The sequence below is a fragment of the Winogradskyella pacifica genome (genome assembly GCF_003386275.1).
In the GTDB taxonomy this organism is placed as follows: Bacteria; Bacteroidota; Bacteroidia; order Flavobacteriales; family Flavobacteriaceae; genus Winogradskyella; species Winogradskyella pacifica.
The window spans coordinates 16,344-39,356 of sequence record NZ_QREI01000006.1 but is presented as its reverse complement, the minus strand read 5'-3'; the positions used below and the strand labels follow the sequence as shown (position 1 = coordinate 39,356).

General features: G+C 34.6%; 16 protein-coding genes. 6 read left to right on the top strand and 10 right to left on the bottom strand.

Annotated features, from left to right (window positions below; genetic code table 11):
• Nucleotides 1-56: 56 nt before the first annotated feature.
• Nucleotides 57-572, bottom strand: coding sequence for an RNA polymerase sigma factor (locus DFQ09_RS12775; RefSeq protein WP_115810971.1), 516 nt, complete (start codon nucleotides 570-572; stop codon nucleotides 57-59).
• Nucleotides 573-672: 100 nt separating this feature from the next.
• On the opposite strand from DFQ09_RS12775, the gene DFQ09_RS12770 reads away from it, so the two are divergent.
• The 4 genes from DFQ09_RS12770 (at nucleotide 673) to DFQ09_RS12755 (ending at nucleotide 6,227) form a co-directional block, all read left to right on the top strand.
• Nucleotides 673-2,919 carry a hypothetical protein gene (locus DFQ09_RS12770; protein WP_115810969.1) on the top strand — a complete coding sequence of 749 codons (2,247 nt, stop codon included), beginning with the start codon at nucleotides 673-675 and terminating at the stop codon, nucleotides 2,917-2,919.
• A 227-nt stretch (nucleotides 2,920-3,146) separates the two neighbouring features.
• Nucleotides 3,147-4,478, top strand: coding sequence for a signal recognition particle protein (gene ffh / locus DFQ09_RS12765; protein WP_115810967.1), 1,332 nt, complete (start codon nucleotides 3,147-3,149; stop codon nucleotides 4,476-4,478).
• Nucleotides 4,479-4,607: 129 nt separating this feature from the next.
• Nucleotides 4,608-5,492, top strand: coding sequence for a bifunctional 5,10-methylenetetrahydrofolate dehydrogenase/5,10-methenyltetrahydrofolate cyclohydrolase (locus tag DFQ09_RS12760; protein WP_115810965.1), 885 nt, complete (start codon nucleotides 4,608-4,610; stop codon nucleotides 5,490-5,492).
• Between the two features lie 6 nt (nucleotides 5,493-5,498).
• A complete protein-coding gene (locus DFQ09_RS12755) occupies nucleotides 5,499-6,227 on the top strand; it encodes a YwaF family protein (RefSeq protein ID WP_115810963.1) in 729 nt (242 codons plus the stop codon).
• Here the strand turns inward: DFQ09_RS12755 and DFQ09_RS12750 are convergent.
• Genes DFQ09_RS12750 through DFQ09_RS12725 form a run of 6 tightly spaced genes read right to left on the bottom strand, consistent with a single transcriptional unit; the run spans nucleotide 6,213 to nucleotide 10,759 of the window.
• Nucleotides 6,213-6,632: a VOC family protein gene (locus DFQ09_RS12750; RefSeq protein ID WP_394347273.1), complete on the bottom strand. Its 420-nt coding sequence runs from the start codon at nucleotides 6,630-6,632 to the stop codon at nucleotides 6,213-6,215. The genes DFQ09_RS12755 and DFQ09_RS12750 overlap by 15 nt on opposite strands.
• A 2-nt stretch (nucleotides 6,633-6,634) precedes the next feature.
• On the bottom strand, nucleotides 6,635-7,405 hold the full coding sequence (locus DFQ09_RS12745) for a pseudouridine synthase (protein WP_115810959.1): 771 nt from the start codon (nucleotides 7,403-7,405) through the stop codon (nucleotides 6,635-6,637).
• A gap of 21 nt (nucleotides 7,406-7,426) precedes the next feature.
• Nucleotides 7,427-8,254 (bottom strand): alpha/beta fold hydrolase, encoded by an 828-nt coding sequence (locus DFQ09_RS12740; RefSeq protein ID WP_115810957.1) that lies wholly within the window; start codon nucleotides 8,252-8,254, stop codon nucleotides 7,427-7,429.
• 2 nt (nucleotides 8,255-8,256) lie between these two features.
• Entirely contained in the window at nucleotides 8,257-8,631 is a 375-nt protein-coding gene (locus DFQ09_RS12735) for a cupin domain-containing protein (RefSeq protein WP_115810955.1), read from the bottom strand.
• 14 nt (nucleotides 8,632-8,645) lie between these two features.
• A complete protein-coding gene (locus DFQ09_RS12730; protein WP_115810953.1) occupies nucleotides 8,646-9,203 on the bottom strand; it encodes a hypothetical protein in 558 nt (185 codons plus the stop codon).
• A 14-nt stretch (nucleotides 9,204-9,217) separates the two neighbouring features.
• Entirely contained in the window at nucleotides 9,218-10,759 is a 1,542-nt protein-coding gene (locus DFQ09_RS12725) for a helicase HerA-like domain-containing protein (protein ID WP_115810951.1), read from the bottom strand.
• A 268-nt stretch (nucleotides 10,760-11,027) separates the two neighbouring features.
• On the opposite strand from DFQ09_RS12725, the gene DFQ09_RS12720 reads away from it, so the two are divergent.
• Nucleotides 11,028-11,660: a 7-carboxy-7-deazaguanine synthase QueE gene (locus DFQ09_RS12720; RefSeq protein ID WP_115810949.1), complete on the top strand. Its 633-nt coding sequence runs from the start codon at nucleotides 11,028-11,030 to the stop codon at nucleotides 11,658-11,660.
• 167 nt (nucleotides 11,661-11,827) lie between these two features.
• Here the strand turns inward: DFQ09_RS12720 and DFQ09_RS12715 are convergent, their stop codons facing one another.
• Complete coding sequence (locus DFQ09_RS12715; protein WP_115810947.1) at nucleotides 11,828-12,364, bottom strand: DUF2911 domain-containing protein; 537 nt, start codon at nucleotides 12,362-12,364, stop codon at nucleotides 11,828-11,830.
• Between the two features lie 104 nt (nucleotides 12,365-12,468).
• Nucleotides 12,469-13,059: a DUF2911 domain-containing protein gene (locus DFQ09_RS12710; RefSeq protein ID WP_115810945.1), complete on the bottom strand. Its 591-nt coding sequence runs from the start codon at nucleotides 13,057-13,059 to the stop codon at nucleotides 12,469-12,471.
• Between the two features lie 270 nt (nucleotides 13,060-13,329).
• Between DFQ09_RS12710 and asnB the strand changes: the two genes are divergently transcribed.
• Nucleotides 13,330-14,994, top strand: coding sequence for an asparagine synthase B (gene asnB, locus DFQ09_RS12705; protein WP_115810943.1), 1,665 nt, complete (start codon nucleotides 13,330-13,332; stop codon nucleotides 14,992-14,994).
• A 122-nt stretch (nucleotides 14,995-15,116) separates the two neighbouring features.
• On the opposite strand, the gene DFQ09_RS12700 is transcribed toward asnB, so the two are convergent.
• The coding region (locus DFQ09_RS12700; protein ID WP_115810941.1) for a LamG-like jellyroll fold domain-containing protein at nucleotides 15,117-23,013 on the bottom strand (7,897 nt) is incomplete at its 5' end.

The window sequence follows — 23,013 nt, the reverse complement described above, 5'->3', positions numbered from 1 at the left end:
AATGTGATTTCAGGTATATAACAACTTACTTTTTAAAATCCCTACTTATTTAAGTTCTAAAGTTCATCAATATCTTCTCTTAATTTCTTTAAAGCGCCGTAAATGCGTTTTTCTACTCCTTTTACTGAGATATCTAATAGTTCTGCAATTTCTTTAAACCGTTTGCCTTCAACTCTATTCATTAAAAACGCAACACGCTGAGCTTCTGTTAATTTACTTAATGCCGTTTGTAATTTTTGATGGTATTCTTTTTCTTGCAAGAGGAACTCAGGTGTCTCGTTAGTGCTCGTTTTTTGAGGTTTATTGTTATACTTTAAGACGACTTTTTGATGCGCAAAAGCATTCAGCATTAAATTATTGGCAGTAGTAAATAAATAGCTTTTAGCTTTATTTGGAGCAACTTTGCCGCAATTTTGCCATAGTTTTATAAAAGCTTCCTGAACTTTATCTTCCGGGTTTAAGTGGTCTCCAAACTTATAGTATAAAAAATCATGCAGATTTTTGGAGTGCTTTTTATATAAGCGCTCAAATAACTGTGATTCACAGATGTTATCTTGTAAGGATTTACTCATAGTTTTATCAGGCCCACAAATTATAAATAATATTTTAAATAATAGAGGTAGGAAATATAGAGTGCTAACTGTTTTATAATAAATAGTAAAGCATCACCAAATGAAAACCAAGTCTAAACACCTATTTTTATCTTTCCTTTTTGCCCTTTTGTGCTTTACTTCTTGTCAAGAAGAGATTACTGAAATAAACATTCCAAACGATCAAGAAGCCATTGTTCCAAATTCTACTTTAGTTAGCCTAATGAGCAGAACGACTGCGAACTTTGGTGCTGCTGATAATATTTTAGATAATGTAAGTTGCTTTTCTGTAGAATTGCCAGTTACCATTGTAATTACAGATATAACACTAATTATTGAAACCTTATCTGATTTAGAACAACTCGAAAGTTTATTGAGGGATGCATCAAATGATGCTAATTTAGATTTTATATTTCCGATTACGATCATTTTTAATGATTATAGCCACGTGGTGATTGAAAATGAAGATGAACTTGAAAGTTTTATAAACGAATGCGTAGCTAATGAAACAGATGTTATTAATTGTGTCGATTTTGTATACCCTATTTCTTTTTCTGTTTTTAATTCAGAATTCAACCTAATTGATACCGTAATAATTGAAGATGATGAAACTTTATATGGTTTTCTGAATGGTTTAGAAGATGATGATAATGCCGTTATAGTTAGTTTGAATTTTCCGGTTACCTTAAACTATACCAATGGTGAAACGATTGAAGTTAATACAAATCAAGAATTAGCAGAAGCGATTGAAGCTGCTGGTAATGATTGTGATGCTTCTAATTGTACAGTAGAATCTTTAGAATCAAATTTAATAGAATGTCAATGGGAAATTACGACATATTCAAGTTTTCCTGAATTTGCGGGAATCGATTTCGTTTTTTATTCAAATGGCACATTCGATATTTATCAGGATGGTGGCACTTTTAATGTTGTTAGTAATTGGTCTATAATTTCAACGGCAGGTGAAACATACCTTTTTTTAGAAACAGATTTTGAAGATTTAGGAGGAGACTGGAAAATTATAGAATGTGATGATGCTACCATACGGTTTACAAAAGGTGAACAGACTATGGTGATTAATAAAGTATGTGAAGATGATTTAAATTGTTCTCTTACAGATATCAGTGCTATTTTGCAAGAATGCCCTTGGGATTTTAGCAATGGTACAGGTAATTTTGAAAACGATACAATGATTTTCAATTCTAATGGAGATTTGCAAATTTCGGAAGGATTGGCAGCTTCTGCAATAGGAGGTGGTTGGAATTTATCTCTTGCAGGCAACGAAGTTATAATCACATTTTCAGAATTAACAGCGTTTCAAGATACGTTAGAAGGCGATTGGACAATTGTAGAATGTGATACGGGTAGAATTGTATTACAGAAAGAAAATGAAACTTTAGTTTTAGAACAAAACTGTAATGGTGGTCTTTTCAGCTGTTTTGGTGATTTTGAGATTGTAACCTGTGAAGGTCCTAATAATGTTCCGGTATATAATCTAAGTGCAAATACAATAGGATTGGTAGTTTGTACAGGGAATTTTATGCCTTCATTTCATGCAACATTTAGTGATGCTCAAACAAATACAAATGCTATTGTAAATACAGAAGCTTTTGAAACCTTAACAGCCCAAGTCTATTTGAGAATTGAAGCGGATAATGGTGATTTTGAAATTTTTAATGTCTATTTAAATACAGAGAATTGTAATTTATTTGAATGTTTTCAAAGCTTTAACGCACAATTAGAAATTTGTGATAATGGTTATGATGGTCCGTATCAGTTTAATTTAACTACAGCATTCGCCAATTGTACGCCAAGTGCCGATGCTGTGACGTATTATGAAATACAAGCTGATGCTGAAGCAGGTATAAATCAAATTATATCTCCAGAAGTTTACACCAATTTAGTTGTAGAACAAATAATATATGTAAGGGCTGAAATTAATAATCAATTCGAAATATTTACAATTCAATTATCCATAATAGATTGTAATGAGACGTGTTCAGAATCAGATGTGAGTAGCCTTTTAATAGACTGTACTTGGAATGTTGTTAGCTACAACGGTAGTGATAATTTAATAGCATATAATTTTGATTTTGAGACTTCAAATCAAATTGTAGTGATATATACAGATACATTGGTAATAGATGCGACGTGGTCAACATCGCAATCGAACGAAGGTGTTATTATAAATTTTTCAAATGTAGCTGGGCCAAATATTCAAGCCATAAACGGAAGTTGGTTAATTGTAGAATGTACAGAAAACCAATTAGTGTTGCATAATGTTAATGATAGCAGTATAGAAATTGTTCTAAACAGAACTTGTGAATAAAGAAACTAGAAGTTGTTAATTTTAGTAAGTTAAGTTGATTGAAAAGGGTCATTCGCCATGAGTGGCTCTTTCTGTTATCAATTAGTTTGTAGTGATTAGTCTTCGTTTTTTATCTAAAAATCATTTTATCAATTCCCATTCATAATTCCCTCATAAATTCTTAAATTTGCATCTTATTAAATAATACAGACTGCTTACTTGCAGGCTGCAAACTGAAGACTAGAAACATGTTCAATAATTTAAGTGATAAGTTAGATAAAGCGTTACACGTATTAAAAGGTCATGGTAGCATTACAGAAGTAAATGTTGCTGAGACACTTAAGGAAGTAAGACGTGCGCTTTTAGATGCCGATGTTAACTTTAAAATTGCAAAGGAATTTACAGTTCGTGTAAAAGAAAAAGCACTTGGTCAAGATGTATTAACAACATTACAGCCGGGTCAGTTAATGGTTAAACTCGTTAAAGACGAATTAACTGAATTAATGGGGGGCGATGCCGAAGGTATTAATCTTTCTGGTAATCCTAGTGTGATTTTAATGTCTGGTTTACAGGGGTCTGGTAAAACAACTTTTTCTGGTAAGCTGGCTAATTATTTAAAAAACAAAAAAACTAAGAAACCTTTATTAGTCGCTTGTGATGTTTATCGTCCGGCTGCAATAGATCAGTTACATGTTGTAGGAGATCAGATAGGTGTTGAGGTTTTTAGTGATAGAGGGAATACCGATCCTGTGGCGATTTCTAAAGCAGGTATTGCGCATGCCAAAGCAAATGGTCATAATGTGGTGATTATTGATACCGCTGGTCGTTTAGCTGTCGATGAAGCTATGATGAACGAGATTTCGGATATTCATAAAGCCATTCAGCCACAAGAAACCTTGTTTGTTGTCGATTCTATGACAGGCCAAGATGCGGTGAATACAGCAAAAGCCTTCAATGATATATTAAATTTTGATGGTGTTATCCTTACCAAATTAGATGGTGATACACGAGGTGGAGCAGCAATTTCGATTAAATCCGTAGTTAACAAACCAATTAAATTTATTGGTACGGGTGAGAAGATGGAAGCAATTGATGTCTTCTATCCATCGCGTATGGCAGATCGTATTTTAGGAATGGGAGATGTCGTTTCTTTAGTTGAACGTGCACAAGAGCAGTTTGATGAAGAAGAAGCACGAAAATTACAGAAGAAGATTGCTAAAAACCAGTTTGGGTTTGATGATTTCTTAAAACAGATTCAGCAAATCAAGAAAATGGGTAACATGAAGGATTTAGTAGGCATGATTCCTGGTGCAGGAAAAATGATGAAAGATATTGATATTGACGACGATGCTTTTAAAGGTATTGAAGCGATTATTCATTCTATGACACCAGAAGAACGTTCTAATCCATCTGTTATAAATGCAAGTCGTAAAAAGCGAATTGGTAAAGGTTCTGGTACATCTGTACAAGAAGTAAATCAACTCTTAAAGCAATTTACGCAGATGAGTAAGATGATGAAAATGATGCAAGGTGGAGGCGGAAAGCGTATGATGCAGATGATGCAGAATATGCCTAAATAAAGTTTACAGTATTTAGTCTTCAGTAGGCCGTCACAAAACGCAGTCTTCAGTTGACTTTTAAAAAATAATAAATTAATTAATTAAAGCTTCGCGCCATAGCGTCTTTGCAAGAAAACAATAACCAAAAGCATGACAATTTTAGACGGAAAAAAAGTAAGTAACGACATTAAAAACGAAATCAAAGCGGAAGTCGATAAGATGAAAGCTAATGATGAAAAAGTTCCGCATTTGGCAGCTGTAATTGTAGGTAATGATGGAGCGAGTTTAACCTATGTTGGTAGTAAAGTTAGGGCATGTGAACGTGTTGGTTTTGAATCTACAATGGTACGTATGTCTAATACAACTAGCGAAGTGGAGTTGCTAGACAAAATAGAAGAGCTTAATAATAACGCTGATATTGATGGCTTTATAATTCAATTACCATTACCGCCACAGATTAATACACAGAAAGTATTGATGGCTGTAAACCCAGATAAAGATGTCGATGGTTTTCACCCGATGAATTTTGGGAAAATGGCTTTAGATATGTCTACTTTTATTCCGGCAACACCTTTTGGGATTTTAGAATTACTAGAACGTTACCAAGTTGAAACCAAAGGAAAGCATACCGTAGTAATTGGTCGATCTCATATTGTTGGTCGCCCGATGAGTATTTTAATGGGACGAAAAGGTTTTCCTGGAAACTCAACAGTAACCTTAACGCATAGTCATACCAAAAATATTACACAGATTACATCGCAAGCAGATGTTATTATTTCAGCATTAGGAGTGCCTAAATTTTTAAAGGCTGAAATGGTAAAAGACGATGTGGTAATTATTGATGTAGGAATCACAAGAGTAGCTGATGATTCTGAAAAAGGGTATTATATTACTGGTGATGTAGATTTTGAAAACGTGAGCAAAAAAGCGAGTTTTATTACACCAGTTCCTGGTGGAGTAGGACCAATGACTATTGCAATGCTATTAAAGAATACGTTATTGGCAAGAGAACAGCACAGAAAGAATCACAGATAATTTTAGATGGGTTTATTGGCGCTATTTATCGTTCTTTCAAAAGTCACGATAGGTAGTTTTCAACATATAATTCCGATTTTATGTGGAGTTATTGGGGCTGTTTTTGTAATTAGATATGCTAATAAGTCCTTCAGCTTAAAACAAAAACAAAAAGCGATTCATTATTTTGGATGGTTTGTGTCTCTAACACTTATTGGGTTTCATGTATATCGAATGCTTTTCGATAATTATAATTTTAAAACCGATTTACCGCTTTATCTCTGTAGTTTATTGGCCTTATTGATTCCGGTTTTCACCTATTATCGTAAATATTGGATGTTTGAGATTTTAGTGTTTTGGATTATTGGAGGTACATTACAAGGTGTTATTACTCCGGATATTGCAAATGGATTCCCTAGTTTTGATTATTTTAGATACTGGACCGTACATTTAGGCTTACTATCTATAATATTTTATTTCATTTTTGTCTTTAAGATGAAACCAACCTTAAGAAGTGTTTTTAAATCTTTCTTAGCACTTCAGGTTTATGTGGTGCTTATGGTAGGGTTAAACTATGTATTGGACGCCAATTATTTCTACTTAAATGAAAAGCCAAAATCAGCTTCATTATTAGATTATTTTGGAGAATGGCCTTATTATATTATGGTGGGGCAGTTGATAATTATACCTTTATTTTTGATGATTTACTTGCCGTTCCTTCTTTTAAATAAAAGAATGAAATCACTTAGCAAATAACTGATTCATATCTTTAAACGCTTTAAATTCTAAAGCATTTCCCGATGGGTCTTTAAAAAACATTGTCACTTGTTCTCCTACTAATCCTTCAAATCTTATATAAGGTTCAATGATAAACGTTATGTCTTTCGACTTTAATAATTCGGCAAACTCTTTAAATGCTTCCCATTCTAAAACCACACCAAAATGCGGAACCGGTACAGCTTTACCATCTACTTCATTAGTGACGTCTTCTTCGGTTTGTTTTGCTTTAAAATGAATCACCAATTGGTGTCCAAAAAAGTTGTAATCAACCCAATGGTCACTACTTCGTCCTTCTTCAAGTTGTAATACATTAGTGTAGAAATTTCTACATAGTTCTAAATTATGAACAGGAATCGCGAGATGAAAAGGTGCTAAAGCCATAATTAACGTCTGTTATGTCTTGTGGTGTTCGCTTTGTTTGCTTCGTAAGTTTTTGTAGAATCAGCTATTAGTTCGTTTAAGCTTTGGAATTCTTCTTTTGTTAATTCTCTATATTGACCAGAAGACACATCAAGTTTTACATTCATTATCCGAATTCGTTTTAATGCTTGTACTTCATAATTACAATACTCACACATGCGTCGGATTTGTCTATTTAAACCTTGAGTTAATATGATACTGAAGGTGAATTTATCAATTTTCTTAACCTCACACTTATTGGTGTGCTTGTCTAAATCTTCTAAATAAATGCCGCCAGCCATACGCTCAATAAACGTTTGAGAAATTGGTTGGTCTACGGTGACGATGTATTCTTTTTCGTGATTATTGCTCGCTCTTAATATCTTATTGACAATATCTCCATCGTCTGTGAGTAGAATTAAACCTTCACTTGGTTTGTCTAATCTTCCAACAGGGAAAATACGTTTAGGATAATTAATGTAATCAATGATATTGTCTTTTTCAACGCGTGTATCTGTAGTGCAAACAATACCTACTGGTTTGTTAAAAGCTAAATACACAAAGTCTTGTTTGCGTTCTCCAATGATTTCACCATCGACTTTAACCACATCTTCAGATGCGACTTTTGTTCCCATTTCTGGTACAACATCGTTAATGGTTACTCGTCCTGCTTCAATTAATCGATCTGCTGCTCTACGAGAGCAATAACCAGCTTCGCTGAGGTATTTGTTTAGGCGTTTTAAATCTTCTGACATGGTGCAAAAATACGATAAAGATTAATCATTAATGAATTCAATAATCTGAGGTGTTAAAGACACATCCTTTAAGCCATGCCCAAAGCCAGTAGTGGAAATAAATTCAGCATTTTTATAGCGATTCGCAATTAATTGAGCATCCTCATAAGGAATAATGCGGTCTTTTTTATCGTGAATAATTAAACCTTTTGCGGTAATGGATTCTGTAAAGTTTGCAGCAGAAAAGTAAGCGACTGGCTGCCCAAACCGTTCAATAATTATATTATCTAATCCATTTGAAATTTTAGTATTAAAACCCATCATAGATTTGTATCGGTCAAAAACACCTGTAAAATGTGCAGGCGCCCCTAATAGAACCATCTTTTTAATAGATGGTAATTGGTATTTATGCATATAAAAAACACAAGACATACCTCCAACGGAGTGACCAATTAAAACGTCTGGTTGAAATTTTTTTGCAACTATATTTATAAATTCAGAATATAAAATCGCATTAAACTGTTTGCCATCAGATCGTCCATGTGCAGGAGCATCTAAGGCTATAATGTTGTAATCTTGAGATCTTAAATCTTTTAATATATATTCCCAACGTGATGCATTACTCTCCCAACCATGAGCGAGTAAAACGGTTTTGCCTTTTCCGACCCAACGATAGGTTGCAATATCTAGATTATTATAACTTATTTCTTCATAAAAAGCCGAATCAATAATACGTTTTTGCTCGTCGTTGTAACGTCCTTTTCTCGGAGAAGCAAAAAGATTTATAGCTTTTTTAGCGGCATATCTAGAGGAAATTAAACTGGTTGCATTAAGGGCGCTACCAATGGATCTAATAACAAAACTACTCATATTTATTGGTCTTCTCTATTTACGGATTCAATTGAAAATGCAGGTAAGCAAACTGCTAAATATTCACAAGGTTCAGTGAATGGATTAGAATATTGTAAACGCGTATTTTTATCTACTTTAATAGATTGTCCTGCTTCTAGCACGATAATTTCATCGTCTATAATAAATTGTTTTTTGCCTTTAATGATAAACGTATATTCATCAAATTCTGGCGTCTGAAAAGGTTCTGACCAACCAGCTGGCGCAACCATATGGGCAATGCTTATTTCTGAGTTACCATCTGTAGCCTTTCCAAAATGCTCTTTTATAATCTTACCATCTTCGGTAGGAACTACAAATGGGCTATTTTGGATTGTATATTTTTGTTTTTTCTGCATATTTATCAACTAATCTACCAATGTACCATAAAATATTTAATCTTCGCTTTTCCAGGGATTTGAATCGGGTCAATGGTCATACCCATGTCAAAACGCATGCTTGCCGGTAATTCTTTTTTATCAATCGTAAACGAGGCATTAATTTCATTTACAGAAACGACAATAACATTAATAAGGTTGTCAACTTTTGAAATCTTATAAGCTTCACTTATATCTTTATAAGTACTTAAATTAGATATGTTTTTATCGGTGTTGTAACGTGAATCAATGATGTTAACACTAGAAATTACCGAAGTCGAATCTAAAGCTTCTCTAGGAGATAGATCTAAGAGTTTTTTACCGCTTTTTTCGAATATTTCAATGGTATTAACAGAGCCTATAAATTCATCTCCAGCAATGTACCGAACAACAGAATCATTAACGAAAATGGCGTCTAATTCTTTTACCTGAGTAGAGTCTGTTAATAAACCGATATGATTTTTAGTAATTTTAAAAGGGTTTGGTGCTTTTTCGTTAGCACAACTAGATAATAAAATAGCACAAGTTAGTGCTGTAAATAGGGTGTTTTTCATTCTAAAGTTAGTATCTATTTTTTAATCATTTTACTTATTATTCCTAAAACTCCACGGATTACCGTTGCACTAGTCAATACTTTTAATATAGGATTCATTCCGTTGCTACGACTTCTACTTGTACTGGTTCGCCTTTTGCTTTCAGCGCGTTTTAAAGCTTCTTTTTCTTCTAAAGCTTTTAGTTTGGCTTCTTCAGCTTCGGCTTGCTCAATCTTTTTATTCAGCATTTCGTAAGCACTTTCTCTATCAATTTCTTGATTGTATTTTTTAGCTAATTTTGATTCGGCTAATAAACCTCCTAATTCAGATTCAGTCAAGATATCCATTCTGCTCATTGGAGCACGCAACATGGTTGCTGCTAATGGAGTCGGTTTTCCTTTTTCATCTAATGCCGAAACTAAGGCTTCTCCAATTCCCAAGGACGTTAATACTTCGGCCGTGTCATAATAATCTGTATCAGGATAATTCTGAGCCGTTAATTTTATTGCTTTTCTGTCTTTTGCCGTAAAGGCTCTTAATGCATGTTGTACTTTTAAACCTAATTGCCCCAAAACGGCTTCTGGTACATCCGTTGGATTTTGAGTTACAAAATAAAGTCCAACTCCTTTACTACGAATGAGTTTTACAATACTTTCAATCTGATTTAATAGTGCACTAGAAGCTTCATTAAAAATTAAATGTGCCTCGTCAATAAACATAATAAGTTCTGGTCGGCCACTATCTCCTTGTTCAGGAAATGTAGAGTAGATCTCCGCCAATAAACTCAACATAAATGTTGAGAATAATTTAGGCTTATCTTGAATATCTGTCAGTCTAATGATATTAATATAACCACGACCATTTTCATCAATACGTAATAAATCTTGCGTATCAAATGAGGTTTCACCAAAGAAAACATCACCACCTTGTTGTTCGATTTCTACGAGCTTTCTTAGAATAGCCCCTGTTGAAGCGGTTGAAATACGGCCGTAGGCGTCTTCAAATTCTTCCTTACCTTCATTAGTGGCGTATTGTAGGATTTTCTTAAAATCTTTAAGATCTAATAATGGTAAATGGTTATCATCACAGTATTTAAAAATTACAGATATGATTCCTGCTTGGGTTTCTGTAACATCTAATATTCTCGAAATTAAAACAGGACCAAATTCACTTATTGTAGCTCTTAAACGTACTCCATCTTGTTCAGATAAAGTCATTACTTCTACAGGAAATGCTTTAGGTACAAAAGGCAATCCAATTTGTGCATGACGTTCATCAATTTTTGCATGTCCAGGACTTGGTTTTGCTAAACCACTTAAATCTCCTTTAATGTCCATGAGTAAAACAGGAACACCTTTTTCGGATAAATTTTCAGCTAAGACTTGTAATGTTTTTGTTTTTCCAGTACCTGTTGCTCCAGCAATAAGGCCATGTCTATTCATGGTTTTTAATGGAACATTTACAAACGTATTGGTAATGGTTTTGCCATCTAACATGGCAGAACCCAAAGTAATAAAGTCGCCTTTACAAGTGTTTCCTTCGTTAATCTCTTTTACGAAAGCTTCAGTCTTATTCATTGATCAGAAAATTTCTATAAAAATAATGTAATTTTAATCAAGTATGAAATAGTTTTTAGTCTCAGTTAGCACTGACAGTATTCAGTCGTAATCTTTAGTCACAGTCTGTAGTTACCGTTTCAGTAGTCAGTTTTATATTTTAAGTTTTGAACGTTGGGTCTTTGCTCTTGGTGAGTTAAAAAAGGTTTTAATAGGTGAATTTCTAATCACTAAAATTACTGTAAACTGAGACTGAGACTGAAAACTAAATAACTATCTTTGCACACTTATGACAAGAAGAGAACGACAAGAGTTAATAGATAAAGGGTTATTGTTGCCTTTGATGGAAGAGTTTTACACCATTCAAGGTGAAGGTTTTCATAAAGGAACAGCTGCATATTTTGTGAGAATTGGTGGTTGCGACGTAGGCTGCCATTGGTGTGATGTTAAAGAAAGCTGGTTGGCTGAATTGCATCCTCCGACAGAAACAGAAAAAATTGTAGAAAATGCTGTAAAATATAGCGACACTATCATTGTTACAGGTGGAGAGCCTTTAACTTGGGATATGGGGCCTTTAACGGCACAATTAAAAGCGAAAGGTGTACAAACACATATTGAAACGTCTGGTGCTTATAAATTGACAGGACAATGGGATTGGATTTGTCTATCTCCAAAGAAAATGAAATTACCTACTGAAGAGGTTTACGAAAAAGCGCATGAACTTAAATGTATTATTTATAATAATGATGACTTTAAGTTTGCAGAAGAACAAGCTGAGAAGGTAAATGATAATTGTATTTTGTATTTGCAACCCGAATGGAGTAAGCGCGATAAAGTAATTCCGAAAATCGTTGATTATGTGATGGCTAATCCGAGATGGAAAGTATCATTACAAACACATAAATATTTGAATATTCCTTAGTTTAGTTTTTAGCCTTTGGTCTTTTAGTTTTGGGTTTCCTGCTTTTAAAATTAAGAATTCAGATAAAATAAAAAGTTCCGAGAAGATTTACACTTCTCGGAACTTTTTTGTTTTTTAGCTAACAGCTAACAGCTAACAGCTAACAGCTAACAGCTAACAGCTAACAGCTATATAGTAAAAGGTACAGCAACTCTAGTTGTTCCCCAACCGATATGCATTACAACACCTTTATCTGCTTTATCAAAAGCAATAGAAAAAGCTTCTAAAGATTCTTTACCTTCTGTTACAGGAACAGTAATACTTGCTACAGTGTTATCGTCTTTGTATCCAGAAGATCCCCAATTATTTACATCAGAACTTATAATAACTGTCCATTCTTTATCTCCAGTCATTGTAAATAATGAATATGTACCAGCTTTAACCGTTTTTCCTCCAAGTTCCATATCCTTAAAAAGAATAAGTTCAGTTGCTTCGTTAGCACCTGTTCTCCATACTTTATCTTTTTGAGTTAATTCTTTTACGGTTCTACCTTTAAGTTGTGGTCTACCATAATACACTTTTATCAATTGATCGTTACCTCTTCCAAATGAAGCAGCGTCTAAAGGACTTTTGTCTAAGCTAGAAAATTTTTGAGCTTCAGCATTAAAAGAAATAAGCATCATAAATGCAAAAGAAATGGTTGTTAATAGTCTTGATGTTTTCATAATTTATTTTTTAATTTTTTTTGTGAATGTGAATTCAATAAAAATAAAACCTATTGGTCTTAATATTATATTAAATGTCTGGAACCGATGTTAAATTTTATAGCTTATTTTAAGGTAATTGGAAATTCAGCAATTGTAGTATCCCATCCTATTTTTAAGTTCACAGTATTTTCAGAAGCTTTGTAAAGTGCTATAGATAAGTTTTCAATTTCTTTATCACTTTTTGTTACCGGCACTGATACGCTTGCGATATCTTTAGTTTCATCATAGCCGTAATTTCCCCAACCGTCAAGCTCAGTGTTTAACTTTAGAGTCCATTCGTTCTCAGTAGGAATAATGATAATACTGTAACGTCCTGCTTTAATGTCTTTTCCGCCAAAAGTTACATCATTTACAAATAGTATTTCTGTAGACTCATTAGCTCCAACGCGCCATGCTTTTCCGAATTTTAAAAGTTTGCCAAAAACTTCTCTGCCCTTTTTAGCTGGTCTAGAGTAAGTCACTCTAATTTGTGGTTCTGCTAGTTTCTTAGCTTCGTCAGTTTTTTCAAATGTTCTTTTTGGTGCGTTGGAAGGATAGTAAGCACGATCCATTGTGCTGTTGTCCATTTTGTTAAATTCTTGAGCATTAACATTTAATGATAGAAGCATTACAAATGATAAGCTAATAGTAGTAAGTAATTTTTGTGTTTTCATGAATAGAATTAAGTTTTTGTTTGGTTAAAAATAAAGTTTATTATATGCACTCTGTCGTAAGGAAATACTAAAATTTACAAATTAGTAGGTAATCTGTTTATTTAAGGTTGTGTTAGTTTATTATTAGTGTGTATTTGTTGTTTTATATTTCAAATTGAAACTATTATTGTTGTTTATGTTTTTAATATGAAAGTTTAAGTTCATATTTGTCCTGTAATTAATAATATACGGCTGATAATAGTTAAAGCCAAATTCAAAAAAATAAAAGTTATGTGCGGAATTGTATGTGCGTTCGATATAAAACAAAAAGTTGAAGATTTAAGACCTCAAGTATTAGAGATGGCAAAAACCATTCGTCATCGTGGACCAGACTGGAGCGGAATCTATAGTGATGATAAGGTAATTATGGCACATGAGCGTTTAGCGATTGTTGATCCAGCTTCAGGAAAACAACCCTTATTAAGTCCAAATAAAAAACTAATTCTTGCAGCCAACGGTGAAATCTATAACCATAGAGATTTAAGAAAACAATTTGAAGGTAAGTACGATTTTCAGACACAAAGTGATTGTGAAGTGATCCTAGCTTTATACCAAGAAAAAGGTGTAGACTTTGTAGATGACATGAACGGTATTTTCGGATTCGCCATTTACGATGTTGAAAAAGATGAGTATTTCATTGCTAGAGATCATATGGGGATTATTCCTTTATATATAGGATGGGATAAAAACGGAACTTTTTATGTCGCTTCAGAATTAAAAGCACTAGAAGGTATTTGTACTAAAATTGAATTATTTCCTCCAGGGCATTATATGTCTAGTAAAGATGGTGAATTTGTAAAATGGTACAAACGCGATTGGGCAGAGTACGATGCTGTAAAAGATAACGAAACAAGTATTGCAGAAGTAAAACAAGCTTTAGAAGATGCCGTGCACAGACAGTTAATGAGTGATGTGCCTTATGGTGTGTTATTATCTGGAGGTTTAGATTCATCAGTAACCTCTGCTATTGCTAAAAAATACTCTGAAAGACGTATCGAAGCAGATGATAAAGAAAAAGCATGGTATCCGCAATTACACTCGTTTTCAGTTGGACTAGAAGGTTCTCCAGATTTGGCTGCGGCTAAAAAAGTAGCAGACCATATTGGTACAGTTCATCATGAAATAAAATTCACAATCCAAGAAGGATTAGATGCTATTAAAGATGTTATTTACAACATCGAGACTTATGATATTACGACAATTCGTTCGTCAACACCAATGTATTTAATGGCAAGAGTTATTAAATCTATGGGAATTAAAATGGTATTATCTGGTGAGGGTGCTGATGAGTTATTTGGTGGGTATTTATACTTTCACAAAGCACCAAGTGCACAAGAGTTTCATGAAGAAACGGTTCGTAAATTAGATAAGTTACACATGTACGATTGCTTAAGGGCCAACAAAAGTTTAGCGGCTTGGGGGATTGAAGGTCGTGTGCCATTCTTAGATAAAGAATTTATGGATGTCGCCATGCGTATCAACCCAAAAGATAAAATGATTAACGGAGAGCGCATGGAAAAATGGGTGGTTCGTAAAGCATTTGAAAACATGATTCCAGAAAGCGTAGCATGGAGACAAAAAGAACAATTTTCGGATGGAGTAGGTTACAGTTGGATCGATACCTTAAAAGAACTCGTAGCAAGCGAAGTTACAGATGACCAAATACAAAATGCGTCATTCCGCTTTCCAATTAACACCCCTTTAAACAAAGAAGAATATTATTATAGAAGTATTTTCGAAGGTCATTTCCCGAGTGATGCCGCAGCATTAAGTGTGCCTCAAGAAGCAAGTGTAGCTTGTAGTACTGCAACGGCTTTAGAGTGGGACGAAGCATTTAAAAACATGAACGATCCTTCTGGTAGAGCAATTGCCAATGTGCATGATAAAGCTTATTAATAGAAGAAAATAAAGGTCAGTTTTTATAAAAACCGACCTTTTAATTGTTTAAATATATTATGTAATCTCAATTTTCTAATAGCTCTTTAGTAACCTAAAGAGCTATTTTTTGTTACAATCATTTATTTTATAATAACTTTTTGACTGAATGTGGCATTTGTAGTTTCTATCTTAACGATATACACTCCTAGTGACACATGTTTTACCGGAATTGAAATTTCGTTTTCATGGCTGTTTAACTCCCAAGTATGTAAGGATTGTCCTAAAATATTAATTAATGAAACAGACTTTACTGTGGTCTCAGGCTTAATATTTGTTAGTGTTATAGTATCATTGCTGTTGTTAAAGAAAATAGTTAATGAGTTATTTGTCTCAGCATCTTCTATACTTAGAGATTCAGCACTAAATCTTAATGAGAAACGGTTTTCAATTGTTCCTGCAGGAAGCATGATTTCTAACGGTGTTTCTTTTATATCGTGATATAATCCTGTTAAATCATCATAAATATAAATAGGTTGATTTTCGTCAAAATATTCCGTATCATCTAATGTGAATTTTGCGATGCCTTCTTCTTCCGAAATCACTCCAATAGGATAGATGCTGTTTGTATCGAAATAGCCATCTCCTTGAATTACAAATTTAGAATCATCAATTGTAAAATACATATCATTAGAGAAGTCATCGAAAAGTAAAGCGTCATATCCAACATCGATTCCATTTGTAGCGTGCTCGTTCATAAACCCTAATAATAGTTGTCTGTGAAAATTGTTAGAGGTGTTAAAACCTAATCTGATTTTAGCATAATTATCATCCATAAATTCATCTTCTTGATTATTAACGATATCATTTTGTCTAAAAAGTGCGCCAGATTGAGAATTATCTTCTTTAATAAAAGCTCTCTGGTTATTGTTGAAATTTATAGTGCCACCAGTTGTGCTTCCATTAATAAAAAATCCTTGACCAACAGGGATAAACCGGTTAGGAATTCTAGAGCTTGTCCCTAATTCGTCAATACCATTAGGTATAACAGGACCTATTCCTCCTATTAAATTTCGAGTTGAATATCCGCCTTCATAATCTGATGTATTATGGGATGAATTTGTTGGTGAATGTTCCCAGAAATAAAGTGTGCCATCTGTAGAGCTTAAATTGTCTGAAATAAAAGTGTTTGCATCTAATGCAGAAGCATAAGGGTTACCAGATAAGTTGAGGTAGTTGGCTGCAATTGGGATTTCAATAGAGCCGTTAAATGGTTTTCCAATAAACGTATAATTTTGATCGGCACTAATAGTTCCACTGCCTTTTAGTGTAAATCCATTGGCAGGCTTTAAATCTCCTGTTTCACGAATTTGTTCCCAATTAGCATAGTTATCGTTTAGATTTTGGAATTTGTAAATCCAATTACGAGCCAAACTGATTGGTGTGCCCGAAGCTCCATCGTAACCTCCTGTCCAATTAATAGCTTTTGGGTCATTAGGATCTGTACCATCTCTTAAAACAGTTTCAACTGTGTAAGTGTTGTTGTTTGTAGTGGTATTTGAGGTTCCAACTGGTGAGGACCAATAATTATAGTTGTATAAATTTTTCGTTCCTTGTTGATCTCTTTCTAGTAAACCACTGCTTGTAGCATCAATATCACTTCCTAAAGTTTGTACTAGTTGTGATTTTCCAATTAAATCTATTTTTCCATTTAATTTTAAATAATGTGAGATTTCTATTTTAGAATCCATAGTTGCATTAAGTTGTCCGCTGTTAACAACTAAGCCTAATACGGTTTTATTTCCTCCTGTATCAATGTCATGGTTAGTTTCAACAATATTCCAATCTATAGGTGTATTGTCTACTATTGATAAGCTATTAGGAGGCGTTTGCAGCATACCATTTGACCAAGTTGAATTATTTGACCAAAGGTTATTTGAAGCACTTTGGTATGGTAAAGGTGCTGTTTGAATTGCTAAAGTAGTTTTATTGGTGTTTTTATATTTAATTCTTAAGTGGTTTTTATTATCTGATTTTCCAATAAAGGAAGCTCCTGAAATAGAGTTTAAATCGAAATAAGCGTTCAATTCGCTCCAGGGAATAGCTTGAATTTCGTTTTTAGAAATTGAATGCGGTAAAATTTTTCCGTTCGCAGTATTGTCTGAAAATTGTTCAATTTCCTGATTCATAATGTAACGTATTTGGCTTACCGTTAATGCACGGTTCCAAACAAGGACTTCATCTATGTCTCCAACAAAATAATCTGAAATAGAATTCTTATTATAATAAACGGCTCCTATAGAAAATTTATGATTTGTTGCCACTGGGATTGGTAAAGAGTTTACTGTTCTGTCGATTACGCCATCGATCAATAGAGTAGCATTTCCTTCATTAAACGTCACGGCAATATGATGCCATTTACCGTCTGTTATACGAGTGTTTGATGTAACTCTGATGGCGTCGTTCCAAGACACTTGTATTCTATTGGAAGAATTTAATTTTAAGTCGTAGGCTGTTCCTTTAGCTACAAAGCTTCGATTTCCAGATGTATTACCATTACGAATCCATGAAGAAATAGTGAAAGAAGAATTTAAATTAATTTTAGTATTACTGACTAAATAATCTCCATTAGCATTTTGGATTTGAAATGAGTTTTCTATTAAATTACTTTTAGCAAAGGTGAAATAATTTGTGCCATCGAAATCATACCAAGTTTGAAGATTTTGACCTGATATTTTTAAAGGGATTACATCAATGATATCTGTATTTTCAAAAGCTTCAGTTGTAGAAACGACTAACATATATTCTTCGTCAGGGTTCAATGAAAAACTACTAAGTGAAGCAGAAGGTATAGATAAAAGTACATCACTAACATCGCCTCCTGTTTCTACTATTTTCCATTTTTTGCCTGTGAGACGTAAGTTGGTTTGGATTCCAGATCCGAGATCAATAACCCGATCCGCAGATGCTCCAGGGTTATTTAAAACGCCGTTGTCATTTCCCCAAATTAAAAAACTTCTATTAGCTGAGAATACGGATGAATTTGCAGAATTAGTAGATTCAATAGTTCCTAATCCAATAGTAACATCTGTGTTCAGATTAACACTCTTAGATTGTTTTTGATTTAGTAGAGAACTCGCAAGTGCGTCGTCTTTACCAATACCAGCGATATCAAAATTATAGCCTGAATTGGTAGAGATATTCCATATAATATTGTTATTAGAATCTACATAGTTTTGACTAGTGCCATTAACCCCTAAAGTGATTCCATATTTTAGGGCTAAATAAGATTCTATTTTGGCGCGCTCTGAGTCACTTTGAAGTGATGAGTAGGTGATAATTTCAGCAATTCTACCGTTAAAATTACCTGAGGTGTCAGATTTGTTTTTCCCTAACCAATATTGTCCACCAATAATGTTATTAAATCCATTTCCAGATGAAGCATTGTCTATTTGAAGCGCATTATAGAAAAGCTCCATACCATTACCAAAACTATTGTTTCTAGCATTGATAATTCCAATATTAGAATATGTTTTAGAAGCACTCACCTCAGAAACTCTATAAGAACTGTCGTCACCTTGAGCGTAGGTTAAAATCTCATTAGAAATTGCTCCAGTATAATTTCCAAATCCAATTCCAGATATGTCATTAATACTTTCAGATGAAGTTTCTCCAGATAAAACAGTCATTTTAGGAGTGGTATTACTAGCAGAAACATTTGGAATTACAACTACAAACATATCTTGACTAAAAAATCCAGTTGAATATTTACCGAGCATTGATTTGTTTCCAGAAAAATCTAAAATAGGGTTGTAGTTGAGGTTGTCATTACTATTGTTTTTATAAATAGGGTTTTGTCCAGTAGTGCTTGATGCATCTGATGCTTTACCTTGGTCTATCCATGAATTAATGGCAACTCCGTCGGTATTTGTTTGTGTGCCTACGTCTGCACGTAACCATAACCTTAAATCTTGTCTTACTCCACCAGGACCATAGTTAGAAAGCCCATAAATATCTTCTAAGCATAAAGTAAACGTACCACTAAGGTATGTGGCACCTGAGTCAACAGAAATGTAATAAGTAGCTCCAGGGATTAGGTTTAGAGCTCCAATTGTAACATCGTCGTAATAATGAGTATAACGATCACTTTGTACTTCTGTTACACCATCTCCTTGCCAGAGTGCTAATTGTGTAGCGCGTTGTGTTCCTTTAGAGTTTTCTGTATCAATAGTGATATTGATTTCGCCTGTTGCTGGTGCGGTAAATTTGAACCAACGGTTGTTATAAGGACTGTTATTGCTCCAGTTGTCACCTTTATTTCTGTCTGGTGTAGCATTTGTAGTTGTGTAAATTGCATCAGGAGAACAACTGTTAATCATGTTTGTAACATCGATAGCACCTTCATAAAAGTCATAACCCACAGTATTTTCTATACATAAAGTAAATGTACCTTGACGATAGTTGAGTGCATCAACAGAAATGTAATAAGTAGTCCCAGGTGTTAGGTTTACGGCTTCAACGGTAAGATGATCAGCAGCAGCAGTATAACGTTTGCTTTGTATTTCTGTCACTCCATCTGCTTGCCAGAGCGCTAATTGCGAGTATCGTTGTGTTCCTTTAGAATCTCCTATATCAACAGTGATACTGATGTTACCTATTGCGGGTGCGGTAAATTTGAACCACCGGTTAGATATAGGTCCGTTATTGCTCCAATTACTACCTTCAATTCTGTCTGGTGTAGCTCCTACAGTTGTATAGATTGCATCAGCGGAACAGTCGTTTATAATGTTGGTAACATCGATAGCTCCTTCGTAAAAGTCATAATCTACAGTATCTTCTAGACATAAAGTAAATGTGCCTAAAAAGCTTGAGGCGTGAGTATCTACAGATATGTAATAAGTGTTCCCAGGTGTTAGGTTTACGGCGCCAATGGTGACATCTTCATCACCGAACGCATATCTTTCACTTTGTACTTCTGTCACCCCATCTTCTTCCCAAAGCGCTAATTGTGTAAGTTGCTGTGTTCCTTTGGATTCACCTCTATCAACAGTGATATTGATTTCACTAGTTGCAGGTGCGGTAAATTTGAACCAACGGTTATATATAGGTCCGTTATTGCTCCAGTTACTACCTTTAATTCTGTCTGGTGTAGCTCCTATAGTTGTATAAATTGCATCAGCAGAACAGTTGTTTATAATGTTGGTAACATCGATAGCTCCTTCATAAAAGTCATAATCTACAGTATCTTCTAAACATAAAGTAAATGTACCTCTATAGTATGCGTCGTGAGTGTCTACAGATATGTAATAAGTATTTCCAGGCGTTAAGTTTACGCCGCCAATGGTTACGTCTTCGTCACTGAACGCGTATCTTTCACTTTGTACTTCTGTAATGCCATCTGCCTGCCAGAGCGCTAATTGTGTAAGTCGCTGTGTTCCTTTAGAATCACCTCTATCAACGGTGATATTGATTTCGCCAGTTGTAGGTGCGGTAAATTTGAACCAACGGTTATATTTAGGTCCGTTATTGCTCCAATTGCTACCTTTATTTTTGTCTGGAGTGGCTCCTGTAGTTGTATAGATTGCATCAGCTGAACAGCCGTTTATAATGTTAGTAACATCGATAGCTCCTTCGTAAAAGTCATAGTCCACAATATCTTCAATACATAATGTAAATGTACCTCTATAGTTTGAGTTGTAGGTATCTACAGATATGTAATAAGTGTTCCCTGGTGTTAGGTTTGGGGAGCCTAAGATTACGTCTTCGTCATTGACGACATAGCTTTCACTATGTAGTTCTGTAATGCCATCCGACTGCCAGAGCGCTAATTGAGTATATCGTTGTGTTCCTTTAGAGCCACCTCTAGCAACAGTGATATTGATTTCACCAGTTGTAGGTGCGGTAAATTTGAACCAACGGTTATATTTAGGTCCGTTATTGTTCCAATTACTACCTTTATTTTTGTCTGGAGTGGCTCCTGAAGTTGTATAGATTGCATCAGCGGAGCAACTGTTAATGATGCTAGTAACATCGATAGCTCCTTCGTAAAAATCATAGTCTACCGTGTCCTGTAGACATAAAGTAAATGTGCCATTGTAGGCTGAGCTGTAACTATCCACAGATATGTAATAAGTGTTTCCATGTGTTAGGTTTACGGCTCCAATGGTTACGTCTTCATCATTAAATACATACCTTTCACTTTGTACTTCTGTAAAGCCATCTGCTTGCCAGAGCGCTAATTGTGTAAGTTGTTGTGTTCCTTTAGCGTCACCTCTATCAACAGTGATATTAATTTCACCAGTTGCAGGTGCGGTAAATTTGAACCAACGGTTATATTTAGGTCCATTATTGTTCCAATTACTACCTTCATTCTTATCTGGAGTAGCACCTATAGTTGTATATATTGCATCAGTAGAGCAACTGTTAATAATGCTGGTAACATCGATAGCTCCTTCATAAAAATCATAATCCACAGTATCTTCTAAACATAAAGTAAATGTACCTTTGTATCCTGAGCTGTAAGTGTCTACAGATATGTAATAAGTGTTCCCAGGTGTTAGGTTTGGGGCACCTAAGATTACGTCTTCATCATAGAATGCATATCTTTCACTATGTACTTCTGTAATGCCATCTGCTTGCCAGAGTGCTAATTGTGTAAGTCGTTGTGTGCCTTTAGAGTCACCTCTATCAACAGTGATATTAATTTCACCAGTTGGAGGAGCGATAAATTTGAACCAACGGTTATATTTAGGTTCGTTATTGTTCCAATTACTACCTTCGTTCTTATCTGGAGTAGCACCTATAGTTGTGTATATTGCATCAGAGGAGCAACCGTTAATAATGTTGGTAACATCGATAGCGCCTTCATAAAAATCATAGTCTGCAGTATCTTGTAGGCATAACGTAAATGTACCAGAATAACCTGAGGACTGTGTATCTACAGAAATGTAATAAATTTCACCTGGAGTTAGGTTTACTGCACCAATAATTACGTCATCGTCATCGTCTGCATATCTTCCGCTTTGTATTTCTGTAATGCCATCCGCTAGCCAAAGTGCCAATTGAGTACGTCGCAGAGTTCCTTTAGAGTCACCTCTATCAATAGTGATATTGATTTCACCTGTTGCAGGTGCTGTAAATTTAAACCAACGGTTATATTTAGGTCCGTTATTGTTCCAATTACTACCTTCATCCTTATCCGGAGTAGCACCTATAGTAGTATAGATTGCATCCGTAGAGCAACTGTTAATAATGTTGGTAACGTCGATAGCTCCTTCATAAAAATCATAGTCTACGGTATCCTGAAGACATAAGGTAAATGTACCAGAATAGCCTGAGGACTGCGTATCTACAGACATGTAATAAATAATACCTGGAGTTAGGTTTACGGCACCCATGGTTACGTCTTCATCATCGTATGCATATCTTTCACTTTGTATTTCTGTAGTGCCATCTGTCTCCCAAAGCGCCAATTGAGTACGTCGCTGGGTTCCTTTAGAGTCACCTCTATCAACAGTGATATTAATTTCACCAGTTGCAGGTGCTGTAAATTTAAACCAAACATTATTTTTAGGTCCGTTATTGTTCCAATTACTACCTGCATTCTTATCTGGAGTAGCACCTATAATTGTGTAAGCAGCATCCGCAGAGCAACTGTTAATAATGTTGGTAACATCAATAGCACCTTCATAAAAATCATAGTCTACGGTATCCTGTAGGCATAACGTAAATGTACCAGAATAACCTGAGGACTGCGTATCTACAGAGATGTAATAAATAATACCTGGAGTTAGGTTTACGGCACCCATGGTTACGTCTTCATCATCGTATGCATATCTTTCACTTTGTATTTCTGTAGTGCCATCTGTCTCCCAAAGCGCTGATTGAGTACGTCGCTGGGTTCCTTTAGAGTCACCTCTATCAACAGTGATATTAATTTCACCAGTTGCAGGTGCTGTAAATTTAAACCAAACATTATTTTTAGGTCCGTTATTGTTCCAATTACTACCTGCATTCTTATCTGGAGTAGCACCTATAATC